The organism is Cupriavidus phytohabitans (genome assembly GCF_000426345.1).
Taxonomy (GTDB): Bacteria; Pseudomonadota; Gammaproteobacteria; order Burkholderiales; family Burkholderiaceae; genus Cupriavidus.
Genome location: NZ_AUFE01000011.1, coordinates 63,088 through 86,306, shown reverse-complemented (window position 1 = coordinate 86,306; position 23,219 = coordinate 63,088). Strand labels below are relative to the sequence as shown.

The window sequence follows — 23,219 nt, the reverse complement described above, 5'->3', positions numbered from 1 at the left end:
GAGAGCGTCAAACGCCCTCTCCCACTTTATTGGAGAAGAAGCCCGCAACCGGCACGTCCGGCTGCGGGCTTCTTTGTTTCGGCGAGCGGCAGGTCGAGTGCCGTACCGAAATCGATTATGCCAGCCGGCGCAAAAAAAAACGGGCCTTGCGGCCCGCTTTTGCTTCACCACGGATGATCAGTCGTCGTAATGATGGTGATGCCTGTGCTTCTTGCGCTTGTAGTGGCTCTTGTAATGACGATGGTCATCGGCATACGAGTTGCTGCGCGAGATATTGCCGCCCAGCGCTGCGCCGGCACCACCGCCCAGGCCCGCGCCGATCAGGCCGCCGGTACGGCCGCCCATGGCGTTGCCCGCCGCGGTACCTGCGCCACCGCCCAGCGCGCCGCCGATGATGGCGCCCGTGCGCTCGCGGCGGTTGGACGTCACGGCGCCACCTGCGCCGCCACCCACCGCACCACCGATCACTGCGCCGGTGCTGCCGCCGAGCGCGCCGCCCACTGCGGCACCGGCGACGCCGCCGAGCGCGCCGCCCAGGGCGTTGTTCATGTCGCCCGCGAAGGCCGGCAGCGCACTGGCCGCCAGGGCGAGGGCAATGGTCAGATTGCGAACGGAATGGCGAGTCATATGTCTTGTCCTTTGAATTGCCATGATGTGTCGCAAGTGTAGAGAAGGAGCCCCACCCTTGCTGTAACGACCTGTAAAGGCCTGTAAGCCCCTGCAGAAACGGCGTAACCGGGCAATAAAAGCGCAGTGAAAATACAACACCTAACAAAAAGACAGGCGATCATGTGATCGCCTGTCTGCTTTGTCTGCACACCCGGGACGGGTGTCCGGGTGTCCCTTACTGCGTCCCTAACAGCATTTGCCTTGCCCGCCACCGTACCGCGCTTCCTGACGCTCGCGGAAGAACTCTTCGTAGCTCATCGGCGCGCGGTCCGGGTGGACCGTTTCCATATGGGCCACATAGTTCTGGTAGTCGGGCAATCCGACCATCAGCCGCAGCGACTGCCCGAGGTAACGCCCCATCGTACCCAGTTGTTCCAGCATGGCGGGCTCCTTGTCAGGTAAGGGGATCAGGACTGGGCCGACGCCGCGCCCGGCAGCGGCTCGAACGGCGTTTCCTTGTCGGTCGGTCGGGTCGCGGCGCGGGCCTGCAGTGCGGTCTTGAAGCCGTAGAACACGATCGACAGCACCACCACCATGAACAGGGCGCACAGGCCGGCGTCCAGGTAATCGTTAAAGACGATACGGTGCATCTGCTCCATCGACTTGGCCGGGGCCAGCACCTTGCCTTCGGCAATGGCGGCGCTGAACTTGGCGGCATGGGTCAGGAAGCTGACCTTCGGGTCGGCGTGGAACAGCTTCTGCCAGCCGGCGGTCAGCGTGCAGATCAGCAGCCAGATGGTCGGCAGCAGGGTGACCCAGGCGTACTGGCCGCGCTTCATCTTGACCAGCACGCAGGTGCCCAGTACCAGCGCCACCGCGGCCAGCATCTGGTTGGAGATGCCGAACAACGGCCACAGCGTGTTGATGCCGCCGAGCGGATCGACCACGCCCTGGTACAGGAAGTAGCCCCAGGCCGCCACGCACAACCCGGTGGCGATCAGGTTGGCCGGCAGCGAGTCGGTCTTGCGCATCGACGGGATGAAGCTGCCCAGCAGGTCCTGCAGCATGAAGCGGCCGGCACGGGTGCCCGCGTCGACGGCGGTCAGGATGAACAGTGCCTCGAACAGGATGGCGAAGTGGTACCAGAACGCCATCATGGCCTGGCCGCCAACCACCTGGTGCAGGATGTGCGCGATGCCCACGGCCAGCGTCGGCGCGCCGCCGGCGCGCGAGATGATGGTGTTCTCGCCGACGTCCTTGGCGGTCTGCACCAGCACGTCAGGGGTGATCACGAAGCCCCACGTCGAGACCGCCTGCGCCACCGCTTCCGGCGTGGTGCCGATCACGGCAGCCGGGCTGTTCATGGCGAAGTACACGCCCGGCTCGATCACCGCGGCGGCCACCAGCGCCATGATGGCGACGAAGGACTCGGCCAGCATCGCGCCGTAGCCGATAAAGCGCGCATGGGTCTCGTTCTCCAGCAGCTTGGGCGTCGTGCCCGACGAGATCAGCGCATGGAAGCCCGACACCGCGCCGCAGGCGATGGTGATGAACAGGAACGGGAACAGGTTGCCCGACCACACCGGGCCGCCGCCTTCGGCGAACTGCGTGAAGGCCGGCATCTTCAGTTCCGGCGCCACGATCACGATGCCCACCGCCAGCGCGATGATGGTGCCGATCTTCAGGAAGGTCGACAGGTAGTCGCGCGGGGCCAGCAGCAGCCACACCGGCAGCACGGCGGCGATGAAGCCGTAGATGATCAGCATCCAGGTCAGCGCCTTGCCGTCGTAGGTGAACAGCGGCGCCAGCGTCGCGCTTTCATGCACGTACTGGCCGCCCATGATCGCCATCATCAGCAGCACGAAGCCGATCACCGACACTTCGCCGATGCGGCCCGGGCGGATGTAGCGCGTATAGATGCCCATGAAAATGGCGATGGGAATGGTCACCGCCACGGTAAAGGTGCCCCACGGCGAGTCGGCCAGCGCCTTCACCACGATCAGCGCCAGCACCGCCAGGATGATGATCATGATCATGAAGCAGCCGAACAGCGCGATCAGGCCCGGCACCGTGCCCATTTCGGACTTGACGAGGTCGCCCAGCGAGCGGCCGTCGCGGCGCGTGGAGATGAACAGCACCATGAAGTCCTGCACCGCGCCGGCGAACACCACGCCGGCCAGCAGCCACAGCATGCCCGGCATGTAACCCATCTGCGCGGCCAGCACGGGGCCCACCAGCGGGCCGGCGCCGGCGATCGCGGCAAAATGGTGGCCGAACAGCACCGCCTTGTTGGTCGGCACGTAGTCCAGGCCGTCGTTGTGGCGCCAGGCCGGCGTCATGCGTTTCGGGTCAAGCTGCATCACCTTGTCGGCGATAAAGCGGCTGTAGTAGCGATAGGCGATCAGGTAGATGCAGAGCGCGGCAACCACGATCCACAGCGCGCTGACGGCTTCGCCGCGCGCCAGCGCGACGGTGCCGAAGGCGAACGCGCCGAGCACGGCGACGGCCAGCCACACCAGGTGTTCTCCGATGCGATTCATAGTGAAGGTCTCCTCAGACCGTTATTTGGAAAGCCTGCGGCGGCGAAGGACTGGCAACTGGCAACGGGCTGGGTCGGCGGCGGGCGCGCCGGGGCGGGCAGCTGGGGCAATCCGGCGGTGAGGGTGTCTCCTGGGATCTGGCTGCTGCTCGCCCGGTTCGTGTCGTTTCCGGATCTCGCATTGCAGGCAGGCGGTGCACCATCCGGGTAGGCCGGTGCACCAGCTGCGTGGACGCGCGCGCCTTGTTGGGGCGGCTTGCGCATCCGGCGTGTAGTATTGACACCCGCCAAACCCCGCACAAGCGCGTAACTACGCAGCACTTCTGCGTAGTACTACGCAAATCGACGGTGGCATGCCGCCTGTGCGGCATCGGTGTTTACCCCCGGTCCTGTATGAAACTCCGCCAGAAGATCCTGTTGCTCGCGGTGGCGCCCCTGGCGGTGGCCATGCTGGGCATCGCGCTTGCCGTGCGCAACCAGGCGACCCAGCTCGCGCAGCATGAGCGCGCGCTGGTCGAAGCCGCCTACCTGCAAAGCAAAGAGACAGAGCTGCGCCACTACGTAGAGCTGGCGCAGAGCGCGATCGCGCCGATGGTGCGGTCCGGCCGCGCCGACCTCGCCACGCGGCAGGCGGCGATGGAGGCACTGGCCCGCCTCGACTACGGGCCCGACGGCTACTTCTTCCTTTACGACATGCAGGGCCGCAACCTGATGCACCCGCGCCAGCCCGAACTGGTCGGCAAGGACCTGTGGACCCTGCGCGATACGCAGGGCACGCTGCCGATCCAGAAACTGATCACCGCAGCAAAGAACGGCGGCGGCGCGGTGCGCTACCAGTGGCAGAAGCCATCGTCGCAGCAGCTTGCCCCCAAGCTTGGCTACGTGGTGGCGGTGCCGGAGTGGGGCTGGATGCTCGGCACCGGCATCTACCTGGATGACGTCGAGCACACGCTGCGCCAGCTCGATGCGCGCGCCGAGACCGACATCCGCGAGACCATGGCGTGGATCGGCGTGATCGCGGCGGTCAGCATCCTGCTGGTCGCCGCCAGCGGCCTGGCGCTCAATATCAGCGAGCACCGCGAGGCCGATGCCAAGCTGCGCCAGCTGGCGCAGCGCGTGGTGCAGTCGCAGGAAGAGGAGCGCGCGCGGCTGTCGCGTGAATTGCACGATGGCATCAGCCAGCTGCTGGTGTCGGCCAAGCTGGTGCTGGAGACCGCCACCAACCGGCTGCGGCTGGCCCCGACCGAAGGCGCCGCGGTGGCGCCGGTGCTGGGCATGGCGCTGAACCGGCTTGACACCGTCTTCAATGAGGTGCGGCGCGTGGCGCGCAACCTGCGCCCGGCGCTGCTGGATGACCTGGGTCTCTTTGCCGCGCTCCAGCACCTGGCGCGCGAGATGCAAGGCGGCAGCCGGTTCCAGATTTCCGTGATGCAATCAGGCACCCCGCGCGAGTTGCCCGACGAACAGGCCACAGCGCTGTTCCGAATCGCCCAGGAGGCGCTGACCAACGTGGAACGCCATGCGAACGCCCGGAACGTCAGCGTGTCCCTTGCGTTCGATGCCGATGCCACGCGGCTGACCGTGCGCGACGACGGCAGCGGCTTCGATGTGGCCCGCATGCAGGTCGATCCGCAGCGCGGGATCGGGCTGCGCAATCTGGGCGAGCGTATTGCTGCGCTGTGTGGGCAGTTCAGCATTGTTTCCGGCATCGGCGGTACGGAGCTGGTGGCGTCCTTGCCGCTGGCCAAGGCAGCGCCTCGCGTTGCCGCCGTTCCACATGATCCTGTTTCCGCCGGACCTTCCCAGTCATGAATATTTCGTTTGAACCCAACCATGCCAAGGCGCCGGCGCGCGTTTTGCTGATCGACGACCATGCCCTGGTGCGCGACGGGATGCGGATGCATCTGGCGTTGCAGCCGGGGCTGCGGGTCGTGGGGGAAGCCGACGATGGCGAGGCCGCGCTTGCCTGGCTCGGGCGTGCCGGTGAGGTTGATATGCCTGATCTGGTGATCACCGATATCGGCATGCGCGGCATGGGAGGGATTGCGCTGGCGGCGGCGCTGCATGACCGGTATCCGGAACTGGCGGTGTTGATCGTGTCGATGCACGACAACCTGGAATATGTGCGGCAGGCGGTTCGAGCTGGGGCGCGGGGTTATGTGCTGAAGGACGCGCCGGCAGATGAGCTGATGGCGGCGATCCAGTCGGTGCTGGCCGGGCGCGTGTTCTACAGCGCCCGCATCGCGCGCGGCATGGCAGAGCAGAGCCCGGGGCCGCTGGATGCGCTGACCCGGCGTGAACGCGACATCCTGGGATGCATCGGGCGCGGGATGGCCAACAAAGAGATTGCCGTGCAGCTGGGGGTATCGGTGCGCACGGTGGAGACGCACCGGCTCAACCTGAAGCGCAAGCTGGGGATCGAGGGGCGCGCGGGGTTGGTGAAGTATGCGGTGGAGACGCTGGGGAATAGCGAGGCCGGGTGACGGGGCCCCCCCAAGACACCGAAAAGGAGAGTGGTTCTGGGGTGCTCCCTAGCCCCCGAGTTCGCCCTGGCAAGGTGTTTGCCCCCTCCCCTCCTGGGGAGAGGGGAGCAAACCAGCAGTGGCTTAGCCCTCCAGCCGCTTGCCCAGCGCCATGCGCGTTTCCGCCAGCGCCTGCGGCAGACGGTGATTCAGCTGTGTGAACAGCGCATCGTGCAGCGCCAGTTCCGCCTGCCAGGCATCGCGGTCGATCGAGGTCACCTGTTCGAACTGCGCGGGCGAAAACTCCACGCCGTTCCAGTTCAGATCTTCATACCGCGGCGTCGTGCCGAACACGTGCTCGCCGCCCTGCCCCTTGCCTTCGACGCGGTCAATCATCCACGACAGCACCCGCATGTTCTCGCCAAAGCCCGGCCACACGAAGTTGCCATCGGCATCCTTGCGGAACCAGTTCACGCAGTAGATCTTCGGCAGCCTGGCACCCGAGGCCTCCAGCTTCTTGCCCAGCTCCAGCCAGTGGCCAAAGTAATCGCTCATGTTGTAGCCACAGAACGGCAGCATCGCAAACGGGTCACGACGCACCACACCCTGCTGGCCCGCGGCCGCGGCAGTGGTTTCCGAACCCATGGTGGCAGCCATGTACACGCCTTCGGTCCAGTTGCGCGCCTCGGTCACCAGCGGCACCGTGGTCGAACGGCGGCCGCCAAAGATGAACGCATCAATGGGTACGCCCGCCGGGTTGTCCCAGTTCTCGTCGATCGACGGGCACTGAGAGGCCGGTGCCGTGAAGCGGGCGTTCGGGTGCGCGGCCTTGGCGCCGGTGGCCTTGGCGATCTCAGGGGTCCAGTCCTTGCCCTGCCAGTCCACCAGGTGCGCCGGCGCTTCCTTGGTCATGCCTTCCCACCACACGTCGCCGTCGTCGGTCAGCGCCACGTTGGTGAAGATGACGTTTTCCTTCAGCGTCGCCATCGCGTTGTAATTGGTCTTTTCGCTGGTGCCCGGGGCCACGCCGAAATAGCCGGCTTCCGGGTTGATCGCGTACAGGCGGCCATCCTTGCCCGGCTTGATCCAGGCGATGTCGTCGCCGATCGTGGTGACCTTCCAGCCCTCAAAGGTCTTGGGCGGGATCAGCATCGCGAAGTTGGTCTTGCCGCAGGCCGACGGGAACGCGGCGGCCACGTGGTACTGCTTGCCTTCGGGCGAGGTCACGCCCAGGATCAGCATGTGCTCGGCCAGCCAGCCTTCGTCGCGGCCCATGGTCGACGCGATACGCAGCGCGAAGCACTTCTTGCCCAGCAGCGCGTTGCCGCCGTAGCCGGAGCCGAACGACCAGATCTCGCGCGTTTCCGGGAAATGGACGATGTACTTGGTCGGGTTGCACGGCCACGGCACGTCCTTCTCGCCGGCGGCGAGCGGCTTGCCGACGGTGTGCACGCACGGCACGAACTCGCCGTCGTTGCCCAGCACGTCATACACGGCACGGCCCATGCGCGTCATGATGCGCATGTTGACCACCACGTACGGCGAATCCGACAGTTCCACGCCGATATGCGCGATCGGCGAGCCCAGTGGGCCCATCGAGAACGGCACCACGTAGAGCGTGCGGCCGCGCATGCAGCCGTCGAACAGGCCGTTCAGCGTCTGGCGCATCTCGGCCGGGGCGGTCCAGTTGTTGGTGGGGCCGGCATCTTCCTGCTTGTCGGAGCAGATAAAGGTGCGGTCCTCGACGCGGGCCACGTCCGACGGGTCCGACAGCGCCAGGAAGGAGTTCTTGCGCTTGGCCGGGTTCAGCCGCTTCATCGTGCCGGCGGCGACCATCTGCTCGCACAGGCGGTCATATTCTTCCTGCGAACCGTCGCACCAGTAGATATTGTCGGGCTTGGTCAACGCGGCGATTTCGGCGACCCAGGCCACCAGCTTGGGGTGCTTGACCCAGGCCGGAGCATTCACTGGCGCCATGCCTTGCATCGTGGGGTGGTTCATACTGCAACTCCAGGTTTGTAAAGGGAAGGAAGGGAAGGAAACCTTGCAAAGCCTGGCCGGCGGGGGCGGTTTTTCCGCTGCTCGCGCGGTGGACGGAATCGCGGATCGCGGCATGGAGGTCGTCATGTCCCGATCGTCACATCCCGTTACAACTCCGCGGCGGCCCGTGTTGTGCAAAAGGTCGCGGCGGTCCCTGCGGCTGCGCTAAAGTTGCGCTTCGCCCGCGCAGGGGTAGCTGCGCGCGCCGGGCGGGCTTTGTCCAGCGGCGTCCGCGTGTCGGGAGAAAGGCTCGACCGACAATCCGCGGCGGCACCGGAGCGGGCAAGGATACCACTGGCGCACCCCCCTGTTTTTTGCTGCGCAACAATTGACACCATTGTTTCGCAAGAGATGTTTCACCTCGCGGCGGCCCGGCATGCTGGCGCCGACGCCGGGTTATCCACAATACTGTTGGCCGGCGCGCGGCTCGGTTGCCGCGCGCACCAACCGGCACAAGCGCCGGAAGACAAACCAGAGTTGCCGATGAAGATTGCCGTACTCGACGATTACCAGGACTCCGTGCGCAAGCTGCCGTGCTTCAGCCTGCTGGAGGGGCACGACGTCAAGGTGTTCAACAACACCGTCAAGGGCGTGGGCCAGCTGGCCGCGCGCCTGTCGGACGTGGAAGCCGTGGTGTTGATCCGCGAACGTACCCGTATCACCCGGCAATTGCTGGAAAAACTGCCCAAACTGAAGCTGATCAGCCAGACCGGCAAGGTCGGCGCCGGTCCGGGCGGCCATATCGACCTGGATGCCGCCACCGACCGCGGCGTGGCGGTGCTGGAAGGCGTCGGCTCGCCGGTGGCCCCGGCTGAGCTGACCTGGGCGCTGATCATGGCCGCGCAGCGGCGCATTCCGCAGTACGTGGCCAGCCTCAAGCACGGCGCGTGGCAGCAATCGGGCCTGAAATCGACCACCATGCCGCCCAACTTCGGGCTGGGCCAGGTGCTGCGCGGCCAGACGCTGGGTATCTGGGGCTACGGCAAGATCGGCCGGCTGCTGGCCGGCTATGGCAAGGCCTTCGGCATGCGGGTGATGGTGTGGGGCCGCGAGGCCTCGCTGGAGGCGGCGCGCGCCGACGGGCTGGACGTGGCCTCTTCCAAGGACCAGTTCTTTGCCGACAGCGACGTCTTGTCGCTGCACCTGCGGCTGAACGACGACACCCGCGGCATCGTCAAGCTGACCGACCTGACGCGGATGAAGCCCACCGCGCTGTTCGTCAATACCAGCCGCGCCGAGCTGCTGGAAGAGAACGCGCTGGTCACCGCGCTCAACCGCGGCCGGCCGGGCATGGCGGCGGTCGACGTGTTCGAATCCGAGCCGATCCTGCAGGGGCACGCGCTGCTGCGCATGGAAAACTGCATCTGCACGCCGCACCTGGGCTACGTCGAGCGCGACAGCTATGAACTGTACTTCCGCACGGCGTTCCAGAACATCCTGGACGTGCTGGGCGGCAACCACGACTGCATCGTCAATCCCAAGGCGTTGACGCCGGCGCTGTCGCGCTGAGGCGCACGGTCGGCTCCCCTCTCCCGCCCGACGGAAAGGGGAGCCTGGTTCCCATGACGCGGGCTGCGGCCACGGCTGCTTGCCTCGTCAACGCGAATCTCCCAATCCCGCTACACTCGGGACTTCCCTAACCGCCGGCCGCAATGGCCCTGGCGGCAGCCCCGACAACAACAGGCGCCCGCGCGCACCCCCACTTCCCAAGGCCGGCATGGATCCCAGGCTCGTGACGCTCTGCGTCGGCAATTTCGTCATCGGCACCGGCGCCATGATCGTGACCGGCATGTTGAACGACATTGCCGGGGACTTCGGACTGGGCGCGGCCAGTGCCGGGCAGCTGATTTCGGTGTTCGCGCTGGCCACCTGCGTCGGCGCGCCGCTGTTCGCCACGCTGGGCTCGCGCATCGACCGCCGGCTGCTGCTGGCGGGGTCGCTGCTGGTCTACGCGGTGATGCACCTCGCGGCCGCCTTTGCCCCCAGCTTCGCGGCGCTGATGGTCATCCGCTTCCTGACCGCGATCGGCGCCGCCATTTACACGCCGCAGACCGCGGCGACGTTGCCGCTGCTGGTCAATGCACAGACGCGCGGCCGTGCCATCAGCTTTGTCTTCCTGGGCTGGAGCGTCGCCAGCGTGGTGGGCGTGCCGCTGGGCACGTGGATCTCGACCACGCTGGGCTGGCGCGTCAGCATGGGGCTGGTGGGCGGTCTGGCGCTGCTGGTGTCGGCCGCGGTGTGGCGGGCGCTGCCGCGCGGGCTGTACGTGGCGCCGGTGGGACGCGAGGCCTGGGCCGCGGTGCTGCGCCACAAGCCGGTCATGCTGGTGGTGCTGACCACCATGGTGTCGTCGGCCGGCATGTTCACCATGTTTACCTATGTCGCGCCGCTGATGCGCGATGTCTACGGCATCAGCGGCGGCGCGCTCAGCCTGATGTTCCTGGCCTATGGGGCCTGCGGCGTGCTCGGCAATGCGCTGGCCGCGTCGCGCATGGACCGCGTCACGCCCAGCCGGATCGTGCAGGTGGCCCTGCTGACCTCGGTCACCGCCATGGTGCTGTGGCCGCTGGCTGGCCTGGGCGGCGTGGCGCTGGTGCTGCTGTTCATGCTGTGGGGGCTGGGCGGGTTTGCCACCAACAGCGCGCAGCAGGCGCGGCTGGTGCTGCTGGCGCCGGAGCGGGCCTCTGCCTCCATCTCGCTGAATTCTTCGTCGATCTACCTCGGGCAGGCGGCCGGCGCGATGGCCGGCGCCTGCATCTATACCCTGGCCGGAGCCGATTCGCTGCACTGGGGCGCTGCGGCGCTGATGCTGGCGGCGCTGGCGGTGTCGCAGCGCGCCCGCTCGCTGGGCTGCCAGTGGCAGCGCCCGCCGGCTCCGCAGCAGGCGCCCAACGCCGGCTGACGCCGCGCCCCCGGGGCATCATATCCGCCGGGGGCGCGCCTGCCTCGCCGTGCCCGCGGCGTCTTGTGAGGCACCGCACCAAGCACTTGTCCACAGTGTTATCCGCCCCTTTATCCTCAGGGATATCCGCAGCTTATCCACATCCCTTTCCACAACCACCAAGCGGGGGCGCATGTGAGCGAATCCAGACGCTGGCAAGGCAATGCACGCGTGCTGGCCGTGAGCCTTGGCAAGGCGATCCCGCTGGTCGTGGCCGGCGCCGGCACCGAGGCGGTGGTGCTGTCCGGCATCCGCAAGCATGCCGTCAGCACCCTGCTGCACCCGCTCCCGGTGCAGGTGCGCCCGCAGGGCCTGGCCGGCGACGAGCAGGCCGACCTGGCCGTCCACGGCGGCCGCGACAAGGCGGTCTATGCCTATCCGTCCGAGCACTACCCCTGGTGGAATGCGCGCCGGCGCGCCTGCGGGCAGCCCGAAGCGGGCCAGCCGCTGCCGTTCGGCGCGTTGGGCGAGAACCTGAGCATGGAAGGCCTGCTGGAGTCCGACCTGTGGATCGGCGACCTGGTGCGCGCCGGGACGGCGCTGCTGCGGGTGGAGGCGCCGCGCCGGCCCTGCTACAAATTCAATGCCGCACTCGGCTACCGCCATGCGGTGCGCGACATGGTGCAGAGCGGGTATTCGGGTGTCTACCTGAGCGTGGTGGTGACCGGCCAGGTCCGGGCCGGCGACGCAGTCATTGTGCAGCCGGGGCCACGTGAACTGTCGGTCGACAGCGTCAACCAGTGGCGCCGTGACAGCAGGCGGCAGCTTTTCTGATAATGTTTGTCTAACAATACAAGCGCCCCGCCTAATTCACACCCGGCTTTTTCCGTCGCCCGGCGCGCGCGTGCCAGCGCCTGCCGTCACGAGACCCTTACACCCCTGTAATGGACTGTAATACGCGACGCTGGCTCCGGCGGGCGAAGCGCGGTACTAGTAGAGTCTTTGCGCAACACGCGCCGGCGACATTCGATCACAACAAGCCGGCGCGGATCACGGGGAGTGGCGCAAGACGCGGTGCAGAGGGTCCACAGAGAACATGAAAACTGACAGGATCGACCAGCCCAAGGGCTTCGTCGACAGTAACTGGAGTGCGGCCGCCGGGACCGGGCGCGGCCGGGTATCGCCGTGGGTATGGATCACAGCAGTGCTGGTGCTGGCCGGGCTGGGCTGGTTTGCCTGGCGTACCTGGCTGGCGCCCAAGCCGGCGCCCAAGCCGCCCGCCGCGGTGGTGGTGACCACAGCGCCGGTGCAGCAGGGTGACGTGCCGCTGCAGGTCACGGCCAATGGCAACGTCACCGCGTTGTCCACGGTCGAGGTGCGGCCGCAGGTGTCGAGCACCGTGCGCACGGTCCATATCAAGGAAGGCCAGACGGTCAAGCCGGGCGACCTGCTGTTCTCGCTCGACACGCGCATGGACGAGGCCAACCTGGCCAAGGCCCGGGCGCAGCTGCTGAAGGACCAGGCCGACCTGGCGGACGCCCACCGCACGCTGGCGCGCAGCAAGGAACTGCTCGAGCGCAACTTCATTTCCAGGAGCGCGGTCGATACCGCGCAGGCCAAGGTCGATGGCGCCGAAGCCACCGTGCGCGCCGACCAGGCCGCCATCGAGGCCAGCCGCGTGGCGATCAGCTATGGCTTGATCCGCGCCACCATCAGCGGCCGCACCGGCGTGATCAACGCCTTCCCGGGCTCGCTGGTGCTGCCCAGCGGCGCCGTGCCGATGGTTACCATCGCGCAGGTGCAGCCGATCGCCGTGACCTTCAGCCTGCCCGAGCGGCAGCTGGCGGCGCTGCGCGAGGCGCTGCAGGCCGGTCCGGTACAGGTCACGGCCCAGCCCAATGACGGCAGCAAGACCCCGGTGACCGGCAAGATCACCTTCGTGGATAACACGGTCGACCCGCAGTACGGCACCATCCGCGTCAAGGCCCAGTTCGACAACGAAGAGCAGCGGCTCTGGCCGGGCACCTACGCCAACGTCAGCGCGGTGGTGCAGACGCTCAAGGGTGCGTTGTCGGTGCCGCCGCAGGCGGTGGTGACCGGCCCCGAAGGCCGCTTCGTGTATGTGGTGCAGCCCGACAGCAAGGTCGCGCGCGTGCCGGTGCAGGTGATCACCACCACTGCCGCCGCGGCCGTGGTGGAAGGCGTGCAGCCCGGCGCCCGCGTCGTCGTGGAAGGCACGCAGAACCTGCGCCCGGGCGCGCTGGTGCGCGAGGCGCCGGCCGGCGCCGCCTCCGGTGCGGCCGCCGCACGCCCCGCGAATACCGCCAACGCCGCCGCGGGGCACTGAGCCATGACGCTGTCCGAACTCTGCATCCGCCGTCCGGTGATGACGGTGCTGCTGTGCCTCGCGGTGATCGTCACCGGCATCGTGCTGTACCCGACCATCCCGATCGCCGCGCTGCCCAGCTTCAACTCGCCGGTGATCCAGGTCACCGCGACACTGCCGGGCGCGAGCCCGGAAACCATGGCGGCGTCGGTGGCGACGCAGCTGGAAAAGCAGTTCGCGACCATCCCCGGCGTGTCGGTGATCAGCTCGTCGAACACGCTCGGCAACTCCAGCATCACCATCGAGTTCAACAACGACCGCAACATCGACGACGCGGCCGTGGACGTGCAGGCGGCCCTGTTCCGCGCGCAGCGTTCGTTGCCAATCGAGATGACGACGCCGCCGTCATACCGCAAGGTCAACCCGGCCGACGCGCCGGTGCTGCTGCTGGCGATCAACTCGCCGGCAATGAGCCTGGCGGATCTGAATGCCTTCGGCGACAACCTGATCTCGCCCACGCTGGCCACGCTGCCGGGCGTGGCGCAGGTGCAGGTCTTCGGTCAGAAGCGCTTTGCCGTGCGCGTGCGAGCGCACCCCGCTGCGCTCGCCGCGCGCGGCCTGACGCTGGACGAGCTGGCCACGGCGCTGAACCGCGCCAACGCCAATACGCCCGTGGGCACGCTCGACAGCGCGCGCCAGACCCTGACCATCCAGGCCAACCGGCAGCTGACCAATGCGGATGCCTTCCGCAACATCATCGTCGCCAGCCAGCCCAATGGCGCACTGGTGCGGCTGTCCGACGTGGCCGAGGTCGAGGACAGCGTCGAGACCATCAAGACCGGCAGCTGGCTCAACAACGAGCGCTCGATCGTGCTGGCCGTGCTGCGCCAGCCTGACGCCAACACCGTGGCGGTGGTCGATGCGATCAAGGGCGCCCTGCCCCGCCTGATCGAGCAGATGCCGGGCTCGGTCAACGTGGCGGTGGTCAACGACCGCTCGCGCTCGATCCGCGAATCGATCCACGACGTGCAGTTCACGCTGGCGCTGACGGTGGCGCTGGTGGTGATGGTGATCTTCCTGTTCCTGCGCCGCGCCGCCGCCACGCTGATCCCCACCGTGTCGCTGCCGATCTCGCTGATCGGCACGGTGGCGCTGATGAAGGCGTTCGGGTACAGCCTGGACAACGTATCGCTGCTGGCCATCACGCTGGCCGTGGGCCTGGTGGTCGACGATGCCATCGTCATGCTCGAGAACATCGTGCGCCATATGGAGGAAGGCGTGCCGCCGCTGAAGGCCGCGCTGGTGGGCTCGCGCGAGATGGGCTTCACCATCATGTCGATCTCGATCTCGCTGGTGGCCGTGTTTATCCCGATCTTCTTCATGCCGGGCGTGATCGGGCTGCTGTTCCATGAATTCGCCGCGGTGGTGTCGCTGGCGATCCTGGTGTCTGCAGCGGTGTCGCTGACGCTGATCCCGATGCTGTGCGCGCGCTTCCTGTCGGCCGAGAACGTGCCGGTCGACGAGTCGCACCACGCCTATGGCGACCACGCGATCGCGCAGCCTGCCGTGCCACAGAAGCAGACCCTGGGCATGCGCTCCACGCAGTGGTTCGAGAACCTGTTCGAGTTCACGCTGCACCGCTATGCGCGCGGGCTGGACTGGTGCCTGGCACACCGGCGCACCGTGCTGGTGGCCGCTGGTCTGACCTTCGTGCTGACCGCGGTGCTGTTCGTCACGATCCCCAAGGGTTTCTTCCCGGAGGAGGACATCGGCCAGATCCGCGTCAATGCCGAAGGCCCGCAGGACATTTCCTTCGACGCCATGTCCGAACGCCTGCGCGATGCGGCCGAGCGCATGCGCGCCAACCCCGCGGTCAAGAGCATCGTGGTGGCCATTGGCGGCGGACCGTCGCCGGCCATCAACACCGGCCGCATGTTCGTCGAGCTCAAGCCGCGCGGCGAGCGCGACGCCATGCCCAGGGTGATCGAGTCCCTGCGCCGCGACGTGGCCGGTGTGCCCGGCCTGGCGGTGTATTTCGCGCCGGTGCAGAACCTGCAGCTCGGCGGGCGCCAGAGCAAGAGCCGCTACCAGTACACGCTGCAGAGCGTGAAGGCCGGCCAGCTGCAGGACTACTCCGACAAGCTGATGGCCAAGATGCGCGCCGACAGCCTGTTCCGCGACGTCACCAGCGACTCGCAGCAGTCGGGCCTGGAGGCGCACCTGTCGATCGACCGCGACAAGGCCAACGCGCTCGGCGTGCAGATGCAGGACGTGCGCACCGCGCTGTATTCGGCGTTCGGCGAGCGGCAGGTGTCGACCATCTACACGCCGATCGACAACTACTACGTGATTCTGCAGGCGGCCGACATCGACCGCGTCGACGAGACCGCGTTCGCCAAGCTCTACGTGCGTAGCAAGACCGGCCAGATGGTGCCGCTGTCAGCCTTTGCCACCACCGAGCGCCGCGTCGGCCCGATCGCAGTGAACCACCAGGGGCAGCTGCCGTCGGTAACGGTGTCGTTCAACCTGGCACCGGGCGCGGCGCTGGGCGACGCGTCGGCGCGTATCGACCGCTACAAGCAGGAGATCGCGATGCCGACCTCCATCTTCACCAGCTGGGGCGGCGACGCGGCGGTGTTCCAGTCATCGCAGGCCACGCAGATCGTGCTGCTGGTGGCGGCCATCGCGGTGATCTACACGCTGCTGGGCGTGCTGTACGAAAGCTACATCCACCCGCTGACCATCCTGGCGGGCCTGCCTTCGGCGGCGGTCGGCGCGCTGCTGACGCTCTTTGTCTTCAATGTCGAGCTGTCGCTGATCGCGGTCATCGGCGTGCTGATGCTGATCGGCATCGTCAAGAAGAACGCGATCATGATGATCGACTTCGCGCTGGCGGCGCAGCGCGAGCAAGGCATGATGCCGGCCAGGGCAATCCGGCAGGCGTGCCTGCTGCGTTTCCGTCCGATCATGATGACCACCTTCGCCGCGGTGATGGGCGCGCTGCCGCTGGCGCTCGGCCTCGGCGCCGGTGCCGAGCTGCGCCAGCCGCTGGGCCTGGCGGTGGTCGGCGGGCTGCTGTTCTCGCAGGTGATCACGCTGTTCATCACGCCGGTGATCTACCTGGCGCTCGACAAGTTCTCGGGTACGGGGCCGCTGCAGATCGACTCGGAAGGGAACAAGCTGCCGGAGAAGGTGCCTGGGGAGACAGTGCGGCAGCACTGAGTGCGTTAGCCGGGTCCGTCCCGATGAGCGAAACAAGATAAAGGAAGCCGCGTGATGTCATTCCGCTTGCGCGTTCCGACCCTGCTGGCCGCAACGCTTGCCTTGCTGACCGCCGGCTGTGCTGCCTCGGGACCCTCGCCGGCTACCGTCAGCGACAGCTTTGCCGGCAAGCCCTACGTGCTGCTGGGCGAGGTCCATGACAATGCCGCCGGACAGCAGCAGCGGCTGGCCGCGCTGACGCGCGCGCTCGAGCAGGGCTGGCGCCCGGCCATCGCCATGGAGCAGTTCGACCGCGAACAGCAGTCAGTTATCGACCGCGCCCGCCGCGAGCGGCCGAAGGATGCCGACTACCTGATCGCGCAGGCCGGCGGCCGCGCCTGGCAGTGGCCCCTTTACCGGCCGGTGGTGGCGCTGGCGCTGCAGTACGACCTGCCTCTGGTCGCGGCCAACCTGTCGCGCGCGGATGCGGGCAAGATCGTTCGCGGCGGCCTGAACGGGCTGTTTTCTGCGGACGAGCGGCAGACCCTCGGCCTGACCGGAGCGCTGCCTCCTGACATGGTGGCGGCGCAGACCGCAGTGCTCGATCGCGGCCACTGCGGCAATTTCCCCAAGGCGATGCTGCCCGGCATGCTGGCGGCACAGGCCGCGCGCGACGCGGTGATGGCGCAGGCGTTGCGGCCTTACGCGCAGCGTGGGGCGGTGCTGATCGCCGGCAACGGGCACGTGCGGCGCGACGTGGGTGTGCCGCGCTGGCTTTCCGGCGAGGCAGGGAAGGTCGTCAGCGTGGGCTATGTGGAGAGCGCGGCGGCGCACGGCGAGTTCGACATGGCGGTGGTGGTGCCGGCGGTGGCGCGCAAGGATCCTTGCCTGGAGGCGAAGCCGGCGGGGTGAGCGCTATCTGGCTATTGCAGGGCCGGCGCCACCACGAAGTCCCGCCCGCCCACACGCCAATCCCAAACCATCCACGTAAACCCCAACCCCTTCCCTCCGCTTTTGACAGCCTTTTGACAGTTTCCCCCGCCTAGAATCCGCCCCATGACTGCTAACCCAGTCTGATTCACCAAAAATCCAAGAACAGTCCCGGCCACGCCCCGCCGCGCCGGACAGGAGACAACCCCGGCAGCGCCACGCGCGCCGCCGCCAGGCCGTGTCCCCGTCCCCGGCAATGCAGAGGCTGCCGGAACCCCCGGGTCGGATCGCGGTTGCCAGCAACTGGCAAGCGATCACCGGTACTACTACCAAGGAGACCGCTATGCGCCGTTCGATTTCCCGCTTCGCCCATGCCGCGCTGGCATCGGCCGCCGTTGCCGCCACCGTCGTTGCCGCGCCCGCCTACGCGCTGGACAGCGTCAAGGTCATGATCGGCGCCAACCCCGGCGGCGGCTATGACCAGACCGGCCGCTCGCTGGGCGCCGCGATGATTGCCGCGGGCCAGGCCAAGACCGCTTCGTACGACAACAAGGGCGGCGCCGGCGGCACCATCGCGCTGACGCAGTTCGTCAACACCGACAAGGGCAATCCCAACGCGCTGATGGTGGTGGGCGCCGTGATGGTCGGCGCGATCGAGACCAACAAGCCGCCGGTCACGCTGAAGAACGCCACGCCGATCGCGCGCCTGTTCGCCGACACCATGGTCATCACCGTGCCGGCCAGCTCGCCGATCAAGTCGATCAAGGACCTGACCACGCAGCTCAAGGCCAACCCGGGCAGCGTCAGCTGGGGCGGCGGCTCCAAGGGTTCGATCGACCATATCCTGGCCGGCCTGGTCGCCAAGGAAAGCGGCGTCGATCCCAAGAAGATCAACTACGTGCCGTTCCAGGGCGGCGGCGAAGCCTCGGCCTCGATCATGGGCGGCCACGTGACGGTCGGTATTGCCGGCGTGTCGGAATTCCTGCCCTTCATCAAGAGCGGCAAGATGCGCGCGCTGGCGGTGACCTCCAAGGACCGCACCGCCGATATCCCGACGCTGAAGGAGCAAGGCGTCAACGTCGAGATCTACAACTGGCGCGGCGTGTATGGCGCGCCCGGCACCACGCCCGAGCAGCGCAAGGCCATGATCGACGCAGTGGTCAAGGCCACCGAGAGCAAGGCCTGGAAGGACACGCTGCAGAAGAACGACTGGACGCCGTTCCTGCTGACCGGCGACGAGTTCGGCAAGTTCGTCGACAGCGAATCCACCCGCCTGGGCGGCACGCTGCGCGAGCTGGGCGTCGCCAAGTAAAGCCCGCTGCCGCGCCAACCCGGCGCGGCCCCTGAACCACCCCGCTTTACCGCATCAAACCGCTTTACCTGTCGTGCCTGCCAACACCGCCGGCTGATCCCGGCGGCAGGAAAACGGCAAGGGGCCCGGTGTCCACCTGCGATACCGAAGACAAGAACCATATGTCGCCGGGCCTCATTGCCGCGCGAGCCGCAAGGTCAGCTAAGCCAGCGTCGCGGACGCCAGCCCCCTTTGCTGGCGACAAAGGCCAAGGAGTCTCCATGAAACCCTCGCACGTTGCCATCGGCGTTGCCGTCCTGGCGCTTTCGCTGTTCTTCTTTCTCGGCCTGGCCGGCATCACCGGCGAGGAAGGCTATGCCGGCCTGTCGCCGCGCTTCGTGCCCACCCTGGTGGCCGTCGGGCTGGCCGTGTGCGGCGCGCTGCTGACGTGGCAGGGCGTGCGCGGCGGCTTCCGCAACATGCCGGAGGAAGATGCCGAGCTGCCCAGCGCACCGCACAACTTCGGCGGCTTCCTGTGGGTGGCCGCCGGCCTGGTGCTGAACATGGCGCTGATCGGCACGCTCGGCTTCGTGTTTTCTTCCACGCTGCTGATGGTGTGCGTGGCGCGCGGCTACGGCAGCCGCCGCATCGTGCGCGACCTGATCGTGGGCCTGTGCATCACGGTGCCGATGTGGGCGCTGTTTGAATTCCTGCTCGGCATCAACCTGCCGCTGCTCCCCATCGCCGGCTTCTGAGCCCGCCCGTCCAGCAAGGAGTCTTCGAATGGAAACCCTGAACATGCTGATGCACGGCTTTGCCGTCGCGATCACGCCGATCAACCTGATGTGGGCGCTGGTAGGCTGCTTCCTCGGCACCGCCATCGGCGTGCTGCCGGGCATCGGCCCCGCGCTGACGGTGGCCATGCTGCTGCCGCTGACCGCCAAGGTCGAACCCACCGCCGCGCTGATCATGTTCGCCGGCATCTACTACGGCGCGATGTACGGCGGCTCGACCACGTCGATCCTGATGAACACGCCGGGCGAGTCTTCCACCATGGTCACGGCCATGGAAGGCAACCTGATGGCAAAAAGCGGCCGCGCCGGCCCGGCGCTGGCGACCGCGGCAATCGGCTCGTTCGTGGCAGGCACCATCGCTACCGTGATGCTGTCGCTGTTCGCGCCGGTGGCGGCCGACGTGGCGCTGCAGTTCGGTCCCGGCGAGTACTTCATGATCATGCTGCTGGCCTTCACCACGGTCTCCGCGGTGCTGGGATCGTCGTTGCTGCGCGGCATGACGGCGCTGTTCCTGGGCCTGGGCATCGGCCTGATCGGCATGGATTCGCTGTCGGGCCAGACGCGCTACTCGATGAACGTGCAGGAGCTGTATGACGGCATCGACATCGTGGTGGTGGCCGTTGGCCTCTTCGCCGTGGGCGAAGCGCTGTTCAATGCGTTCTTCCCGCAGCCGGACGGCACCTTCAACAAGCTCAGCTCGGTCCACATGAACAAGTCGGACTGGAAGCGTTCGCTGCCGGCGTGGATCCGCGGCACGTTCATCGGCTTCCCGTTCGGCCTGATTCCCGCGGGCGGCGCAGAGATCCCGACCTTCCTGTCGTACGCGACCGAGAAGAAGCTGTCGGACCACAAGGAAGAGTTTGGCAAGGTCGGCGCGATCGAAGGCGTGGCCGGCCCGGAAGCGGCCAACAACTCGGCGGTGACCGCGACGCTGGCCCCGCTGCTGACGCTGGGCATCCCCACCTCGAACACCACCGCGATCCTGCTGGCCGCGTTCCAGAACTACAACCTGCAACCGGGCCCGATGCTGTTCCAGACCTCGGGCGACCTGGTGTGGGGCCTGCTGGCGTCGCTGTATATCGGCAACGTGATGCTGCTGGTGCTGAACCTGCCGGCGATCGGCCTGTGGGTGCGCATGCTGCGCGTGCCCACGCCGCTGCTGTATGGCGGCATCCTGATCTTCGCCGGCCTGGGCGCGTACGGCATCCGCCAGTCGTGGTTCGACCTGCTGCTGCTGTTCGTGGTCGGCCTGCTCGGCATGGTGATGCGCCGCTTCGACTTCCCGACCGCGCCGGTGATCGTCGGCATGATCCTGGGGCCGATGGCCGAGAAGCAGCTGCGCAATGCGCTGTCGATCGGTCAGGGCGACTGGAGCCTGTTCATCAAGCAGCCGATCTCGGCCACCATCCTGGCGATGACCGTGGCGGTGGTGGTGATCCCGCGCCTGCTGCGCTGGCATGCCGCGCGCGGCTCGGCGCACGCGCAGGCTGACAACGCGGCGTGATACACGTTAGCATGCGGTAGTCTCTCCGGGGCCCGGCGCCATGGCGTGCGGGCCCTTTGCATTTCCATCCCCTTAAAACAACCAACAACAAGCGCCGGTGCCCCCCGCGCCAGGCCGCTGTCCGATGCGTCTTGCCGCCAACCGCTGGCTGTCCGCAGTGCCCACGCTGGCACTCGGGCTGGCCGCCGCCCTGCTCTGCACCGTCCTGCATACCCCGCTGCCGTGGATGATCGGCCCGCTGCTGGCCGTCGCCTCGGCGCGCATGTGGGGCGCTGACCTGCGCGCGCCATCGCAGGCGCGCAATGCCGGGCAGTGGGTGATCGGCGCATCGCTCGGGCTGTATTTCACGCCGGACGTGGTGGCGCGGCTGGTGGAGTTCCTGCCGTACATCGTCGCCGGCTCGCTGTTCGCGCTGGCGATGGGCGCGGGCGGTGCGCTGATGCTGCGCGGGACCACGGGCGTCGCGTTCAAGACCGCCTACTTTTCCACGGCCATCGGCGGCGCTTCCGAGATGGCCAACCTGGCCGAGCGCAATGGCGCGCGCATCGACCAGGTTGCGGCGGCGCATTCGCTGCGGGTGCTGATGGTGGTGGTGACGGTGCCGGCGATCTTCCAGTACGGCGGCATCCATGGGCTCGACACGTATATCCCCGGCCCGCGCGTGGTCAGCGCGGCGGGCCTGCTGGCGCTGGTGGCGATCACGCTAAGCGTGGCGCTGCTGGTCAGGCGCCTGAACATGCCCAATCCGTTCGTGATCGGCACGCTGCTGGCGGCCGCCGTGCTGACGGCATCGGGGATCGAACTGTCGGCGATCCCGACCTGGATGAGCCGCGCCGGCCAGCTGCTGATCGGCGTGTCGCTGGGCGTGCGCTTCTCGCGCGAGTTCCTGCACACCGCGCCGCGCTTCCTGTCGGGCGTGGCCCTGTACACCGTGCTGGCGCTGGTGGTGTCGGCGCTGTTCGGCTGGGCGCTGGCGGCGTTGTCAGGCGCGCACCCGGCCACCATGATCCTGGCCACCACGCCCGGCGGCATTGCCGAGATGTGCATCACCGCCAAGGTGCTGGAGCTGGGCGTGCCGCTGGTGACGGCCTTCCATGTGATCCGGATGGCCTTCGTGGTGCTTGCCACCGGCCCCCTGTATCATTGCCTGAAGCATCGCGTCGCGCCGGGGGAGACAGCGTAGCGGTCCGCCACGGGCCGGCCACGGGCGCGGCCATGGAACATGGATACAAGAACGAGGACCGCCATGTCTGAAGCCTCACCGCAACTTGCGCTTGCCGACATCGACGCCACGCTGGAGCGCGTGCTGGCGCCGTGGGTGCGCCAGCTGGGCCTGCGTGCCGAAGCCGTCGATGCAAACGGCGTAACGCTGCGCCTGCCTTTCAACGAATCATTTCGCCACGCGGGTGGCGTGGTCTGCGGGCAGGTGCTGATGTCGGCGGCCGACACCGCCATGATCGTCGCCGTCGCAAGTGCGCTCGGCGGCTTCCGCCCGATGACCACGGTCTCGCTCACCACCAACTTCATGCGTCCCGTGATCGACGGCGACGTGCTGGTGCGCGCCAACGTGCTGCGCCTGGGCAAGACCGTGGTGTTCGGCGAGATCGAGCTGACCGGTACCGACGGCAAGCTGGCGGTGCAGGCCACCACCACCTACGCGCTGCTCTGATGTTGGCCAGCGCCGGCGCCAATCCCGCCAGTCCCTTCGACCAGGTCGTCTTTGCCGGCGGCGGCAACCGCTGCTGGTGGCAGGCGGGCTGGTGGGACACGGTCGCGCCCGAACTGCAGCTGCGGCCGCGCGTGATCGCGGCCATTTCCGCCGGCGCGGCCACCGCATGCATGGTCTATGCGCACGACTCGCACCAGACCATGGACTACTACCGCGAGGTGCTGTCCCGCAACCGCCGCAATGCCTACTGGGGCAACCTGCTGCGCAACGAGCGCGTGTTCCCCCACTACGGCATCTACCGCACCGCCCTGCTGACGATCTTTGCCGACGGCCGCCTGGCGCACCTGCAGCAGGCGCCCGAGATCCGCATCGGCGTGGCGCATATCCCGCGCTGGAGCGGCCCGCGCCTGGCGGTGGCCGCAGGCCTGCTGGCCTACAACATCGACAAGCATGTGCTCAAGACGCTGCACCCGCGGCTGGGGCGCAAGCTGGGCTTCCGGCCCGAGTTCGTGCGCGCGCAGGACTGCGCCTCGCCAGAGCAGCTGGCCGACCTGCTGCTGCAGTCCGCGTCGACACCGCCGTTCACGCCGGTGCTGCGCCGCGACGGCCGGCCGGTGCTCGACGGCGGCCTTGTGGATAACGTCCCGGTCGATGCGCTCGACACCGCGCCGGGCAATGTGCTGGTGCTGGTCACGCGGCTCTATCCGCGCCCGCGCCGCTTTGTGCAGGAACACGTGTTCGAGCAAGGCGGCCAGCGCCGCCTGTACCTGCAGCCCTCGGAGCGCGTGCCGATCTCGAGCTGGGACTACACCCGGCCCGATGCCATGACGCACGCCTACGAACTCGGCCGCCGCGACGGGGAAACCTTCCTGCGCGAGTGGCCGTCGATCCTGAATACCGAACTGCGGCCGGCCGCCTAGCTTCGTGTTGTGGCACCGGCCCGATCGATTGTCGATGCGGCCCGCGGGCCGCG

Annotated in this window: 18 protein-coding genes; 14 read left to right on the top strand and 4 right to left on the bottom strand. The window is 67.6% G+C overall.

From position 1 onward, the window contains the following. Positions 1 to 177 precede the first annotated feature (177 nt). The 3 genes from K309_RS0111035 to K309_RS0111025 form a co-directional block, all read right to left on the bottom strand. Positions 178 to 627, bottom strand: a complete 450-nt coding sequence (locus K309_RS0111035) for a hypothetical protein (protein WP_029046465.1) — start codon at positions 625 to 627, stop codon at positions 178 to 180. A 228-nt stretch (positions 628 to 855) separates the two neighbouring features. Then, positions 856 to 1,050 carry a YbdD/YjiX family protein gene (locus K309_RS0111030; RefSeq protein ID WP_029046464.1) on the bottom strand — a complete coding sequence of 65 codons (195 nt, stop codon included), beginning with the start codon at positions 1,048 to 1,050 and terminating at the stop codon, positions 856 to 858. 26 nt (positions 1,051 to 1,076) lie between these two features. Next, the gene (locus K309_RS0111025; protein ID WP_029046463.1) at positions 1,077 to 3,149 is read right to left on the bottom strand and encodes a carbon starvation CstA family protein; all 2,073 of its coding nucleotides are present in this window, start codon (positions 3,147 to 3,149) and stop codon (positions 1,077 to 1,079) included. Between the two features lie 392 nt (positions 3,150 to 3,541). Between K309_RS0111025 and K309_RS0111020 the strand changes: the two genes are divergently transcribed. Beyond that, the gene (locus tag K309_RS0111020) at positions 3,542 to 4,960 is read left to right on the top strand and encodes a cache domain-containing protein (protein ID WP_029046462.1); all 1,419 of its coding nucleotides are present in this window, start codon (positions 3,542 to 3,544) and stop codon (positions 4,958 to 4,960) included. Next, a complete protein-coding gene (locus tag K309_RS0111015; RefSeq protein WP_156914341.1) occupies positions 4,957 to 5,631 on the top strand; it encodes a response regulator in 675 nt (224 codons plus the stop codon). Before K309_RS0111020 ends, K309_RS0111015 begins: the two co-directional genes overlap by 4 nt. Before the next feature lie 123 nt (positions 5,632 to 5,754). Here K309_RS0111015 and K309_RS0111010 read toward each other — a convergent pair whose 3' ends face one another. Further along, positions 5,755 to 7,611: a phosphoenolpyruvate carboxykinase (GTP) gene (locus K309_RS0111010; RefSeq protein ID WP_029046460.1), complete on the bottom strand. Its 1,857-nt coding sequence runs from the start codon at positions 7,609 to 7,611 to the stop codon at positions 5,755 to 5,757. A gap of 522 nt (positions 7,612 to 8,133) precedes the next feature. Between K309_RS0111010 and K309_RS0111005 the strand changes: the two genes are divergently transcribed. From K309_RS0111005 to K309_RS0110950, 12 genes are all read left to right on the top strand, one after another. Further along, positions 8,134 to 9,159: a D-2-hydroxyacid dehydrogenase family protein gene (locus K309_RS0111005; protein WP_029046459.1), complete on the top strand. Its 1,026-nt coding sequence runs from the start codon at positions 8,134 to 8,136 to the stop codon at positions 9,157 to 9,159. A 208-nt stretch (positions 9,160 to 9,367) separates the two neighbouring features. Further along, positions 9,368 to 10,552: an MFS transporter gene (locus K309_RS0111000; RefSeq protein WP_029046458.1), complete on the top strand. Its 1,185-nt coding sequence runs from the start codon at positions 9,368 to 9,370 to the stop codon at positions 10,550 to 10,552. A gap of 174 nt (positions 10,553 to 10,726) precedes the next feature. Next, entirely contained in the window at positions 10,727 to 11,365 is a 639-nt protein-coding gene (locus tag K309_RS0110995; RefSeq protein WP_029046457.1) for an MOSC domain-containing protein, read from the top strand. Positions 11,366 to 11,627: 262 nt separating this feature from the next. Beyond that, positions 11,628 to 12,878, top strand: a complete 1,251-nt coding sequence (locus K309_RS0110990) for an efflux RND transporter periplasmic adaptor subunit (protein WP_029046456.1) — start codon at positions 11,628 to 11,630, stop codon at positions 12,876 to 12,878. Positions 12,879 to 12,881: 3 nt separating this feature from the next. After that, positions 12,882 to 16,079 (top strand): efflux RND transporter permease subunit, encoded by a 3,198-nt coding sequence (locus K309_RS0110985; RefSeq protein WP_029046455.1) that lies wholly within the window; start codon positions 12,882 to 12,884, stop codon positions 16,077 to 16,079. 54 nt (positions 16,080 to 16,133) lie between these two features. Beyond that, positions 16,134 to 16,970 carry a ChaN family lipoprotein gene (locus K309_RS0110980; RefSeq protein ID WP_029046454.1) on the top strand — a complete coding sequence of 279 codons (837 nt, stop codon included), beginning with the start codon at positions 16,134 to 16,136 and terminating at the stop codon, positions 16,968 to 16,970. Between the two features lie 361 nt (positions 16,971 to 17,331). Beyond that, positions 17,332 to 18,300: a Bug family tripartite tricarboxylate transporter substrate binding protein gene (locus K309_RS0110975; RefSeq protein ID WP_029046453.1), complete on the top strand. Its 969-nt coding sequence runs from the start codon at positions 17,332 to 17,334 to the stop codon at positions 18,298 to 18,300. 260 nt (positions 18,301 to 18,560) lie between these two features. Continuing rightward, entirely contained in the window at positions 18,561 to 19,034 is a 474-nt protein-coding gene (locus tag K309_RS0110970) for a tripartite tricarboxylate transporter TctB family protein (protein ID WP_029046452.1), read from the top strand. A 28-nt stretch (positions 19,035 to 19,062) separates the two neighbouring features. Continuing rightward, positions 19,063 to 20,577, top strand: coding sequence for a tripartite tricarboxylate transporter permease (locus K309_RS0110965; protein ID WP_029046451.1), 1,515 nt, complete (start codon positions 19,063 to 19,065; stop codon positions 20,575 to 20,577). Between the two features lie 124 nt (positions 20,578 to 20,701). Further along, positions 20,702 to 21,760, top strand: a complete 1,059-nt coding sequence (locus tag K309_RS0110960; RefSeq protein ID WP_029046450.1) for an AbrB family transcriptional regulator — start codon at positions 20,702 to 20,704, stop codon at positions 21,758 to 21,760. Positions 21,761 to 21,823: 63 nt separating this feature from the next. Then, positions 21,824 to 22,246 (top strand): PaaI family thioesterase, encoded by a 423-nt coding sequence (locus K309_RS0110955; RefSeq protein ID WP_051320415.1) that lies wholly within the window; start codon positions 21,824 to 21,826, stop codon positions 22,244 to 22,246. Beyond that, the gene (locus K309_RS0110950; protein WP_035877223.1) at positions 22,246 to 23,166 is read left to right on the top strand and encodes a patatin-like phospholipase family protein; all 921 of its coding nucleotides are present in this window, start codon (positions 22,246 to 22,248) and stop codon (positions 23,164 to 23,166) included. Before K309_RS0110955 ends, K309_RS0110950 begins: the two co-directional genes overlap by 1 nt. Positions 23,167 to 23,219: the final 53 nt, after the last annotated feature.